This window comes from Okeania sp. SIO3I5, from assembly GCF_010672085.1.
GTDB lineage: Bacteria > Cyanobacteriota > Cyanobacteriia > Cyanobacteriales > Microcoleaceae > Trichodesmium.
Map to the genome: position 1 here is coordinate 1 of NZ_JAAHHT010000473.1, position 2,604 is coordinate 2,604.

General features: G+C 34.1%; 2 protein-coding genes. Both read right to left on the reverse strand.

Annotated features, from left to right (window positions below; all coding sequences use genetic code 11):
* Nucleotides 1–975: 975 nt before the first annotated feature.
* Nucleotides 976–1,134, reverse strand: coding sequence for a hypothetical protein (locus tag F6K40_RS39755; RefSeq protein WP_293145699.1), 159 nt, complete (start codon nt 1,132–1,134; stop codon nt 976–978).
* Between the two features lie 315 nt (nt 1,135–1,449).
* Entirely contained in the window at nt 1,450–2,412 is a 963-nt protein-coding gene (locus F6K40_RS39760) for a thermonuclease family protein (protein ID WP_293145702.1), read from the reverse strand.
* Nucleotides 2,413–2,604 lie beyond the last annotated feature (192 nt).

The window sequence follows — 2,604 nt, forward strand, 5'->3', positions numbered from 1 at the left end:
TCGGCAGATCGTAAAGTAGTCCCAAACGCTATTAGCAATGGGATAGAGGGTGTTGTAGTTCATCCAAGATTAATTAATTTGGTCTGAACTGAATATTAGAATATTTTTCTATATATTTAGAAACTATGATGGTTTATTAATGGATAATTGATAATGGATAATGGATAATTGATAATTGATAATTGATAATTACTTTTCCCTTTTAGGGAAAGGATTGACGCTTAAGGAAAAGATTTATTTTTTTCCCCTTTTATTGGGGAAGCTTTAAACCTAAATTATCTAATTATTTAATTGTTTAATTATTAATTATTTCGGTAATTAGTTCTTGGTTTGAAAGCTTAGAAACTGGTTCACGGAAGTTAAAAGTCAAAAGTTAAAAGTCAAAAATCCGACTTTTTTCAAATTGCTATAACACCAAATATCAAAAAGTTTGCTGTATATTCTGGGAGTGCGTAGAAGCAAGAAATAGGAAAATAATTAATAATTAACAATTAACAATTAATATAATAATTAATAATTAGGGCTTGCTGATTAAATATAAAAGCATTGACTCCTAAAGGTTTTAGCCTTTTTATGTCTTGAAAAAGTACAAGGTTTTTGTTCTAGGGAGTTCAAAAAGTTAGGATTTTGAGTTGACTGTGGCAGAAAAATCAAAGGATAATTTTTCCTCCTGCCTCCTCGCTCATTCCCCATTCCTCCTGACTCCTGACTCCTGACTCCTGAGGACTACCCTCACCCATGCATACTTTTTCAGCAAACCCTAATTAGCTCTTCTTTTTAATGAAGAGGATTGGTTAAAAGGAATTTTTTTATTTTTTTCTCATTAAAAGGAGAGGCTTTAAGCCTTAATTTTTCGGTAACCAAATATAACATTACTATATCAGAAATGGTGTAATATCATGTCCGGATAATCAGTCATAAAAAACCTTTTTTCTGATCACCTTTTCTCTCCTTCTGCCTCCCCCCAATCACAAGCTATCCCTTATAAGGAACTCCTGAAACCCTTGTGGGAGGAGGGGGAGGAGGGGGAGGATGGGGATACGTAAGCTGCATGAATAAAAGTGGACTTTTCTGCCACACCTCACACACTTCCCACACCTCACACACTTCCCACACCTCCCACACCTCCCACACTTCCCCACCCTCTCCTACTTTTTTCTAGGCGTGACAATAAATTGACCCTGCCTTTCAAAGGGGGGTTGGGGGGATACCTTCTGCCTTACCTCCTTCAAAGAGTAAGTATTCAACCGGACATGATATAATATAGCAGTACGCAAATAGGTTAGAATATAGCAATCCTAAATAGGTTGTCACAAATCAAAAACTAGAAATAAACTCCGAAACTCTTACCTATTACCCATTGCCTATTCCCTAAAAGCAGTGAGATTCTTATACACAAATATATTAGAGGATTGCTATATTTATAAATGCTTAAATGTTCAAACTTACTCACCGATTATTTCTGACTTCTGACTTGCACATAGCACTATCTGTAGGGGGAAAATCAGATAATTGTTTAATTTCAGAAAGGATAATTTCCGGTTTATCTCGATACATATGCACTTGCCCACTAATATAAACATATCCCCGCCCTAAACCAAAATAACGATTTTTTAATAGTTGTAATAACGGCTTTATTTCTTCACTATTTGTATCTGGAATCCATAATTTTAAACGATGGTCTTTAGTACCGTCATAAACTAAAGCACCATTATCTAACCACTTAGAAACTCCTCCCTGTAAATCAAAGAAAACTGTAATATATTCTCCCGTTTCTGCTGCTGCTAAAATTTTCGGAAAATCTAATCTCACTTCTAGCACACCCGCAGCTATTCCATAAGTACGATAATTTTCTACAATGGAAGCTCTTAACGTCCACCAAGGTACAAGTAAACTATAATTTCTTTTGCGTTTACCTGTATTTATTTGAGCATTCCAAACACCAAGATTATTTGCTTGAGCTTCTATTTCTGCTTCAGTCATTTCTTGATGATATAATCGAGAATATCCATATTTAATAAAATAGGGACTCCACCCTTCTTTAATGAGTTTGATATTAAAATTTTCACCATTTTTATGTACATAAGCTATTAAACGACCTTGATGATCACGGTACTTTTCTAAACAATTTTCTGTAGGATCATCTGTATCAAATTCAATATCAACTTGGCTAAGTTCACCATTAGGTAATGTGAAATATTGTATAGCCATTTCTTTTGCTTGTTTTCCAACTTCTGTAACAGGTTTGGAATATTCAGAATAGCTTTCTTCGGCGTCAACATAATCAAGTCTGATAAATTCTCGCTTATCATTCAATAGGACTTTGATTGTGTCACCATCAACTACTTTTGTAACTTGAATATTTTTAATTATTGTGCCTTTTTTTTCGACGGTTAAAGTTTCAGATGTCATTTTTTTTAAATTTTAGGAAACAGGAAAGAAGTTATATTATGTCCGGTACCATCGGTATTTTCAACAATTAATAATTAATAATTAATAATTACAGCAATGCATGAGGATGGTGAGGTACACTTAATCTCTTTGCAGTTAAGCCTTCAAGGCTGTAACAACCTGGAAGGTTGAACTGCCAAAATTACTAAATAA

Bases quoted from the DNA above. Each gene is read 5' to 3' on its own strand.
- F6K40_RS39760 (WP_293145702.1), bottom strand. From the start codon at position 2,412: ATGACATCTGAAACTTTAACCGTCGAAAAAAAAGGCACAATAATTAAA.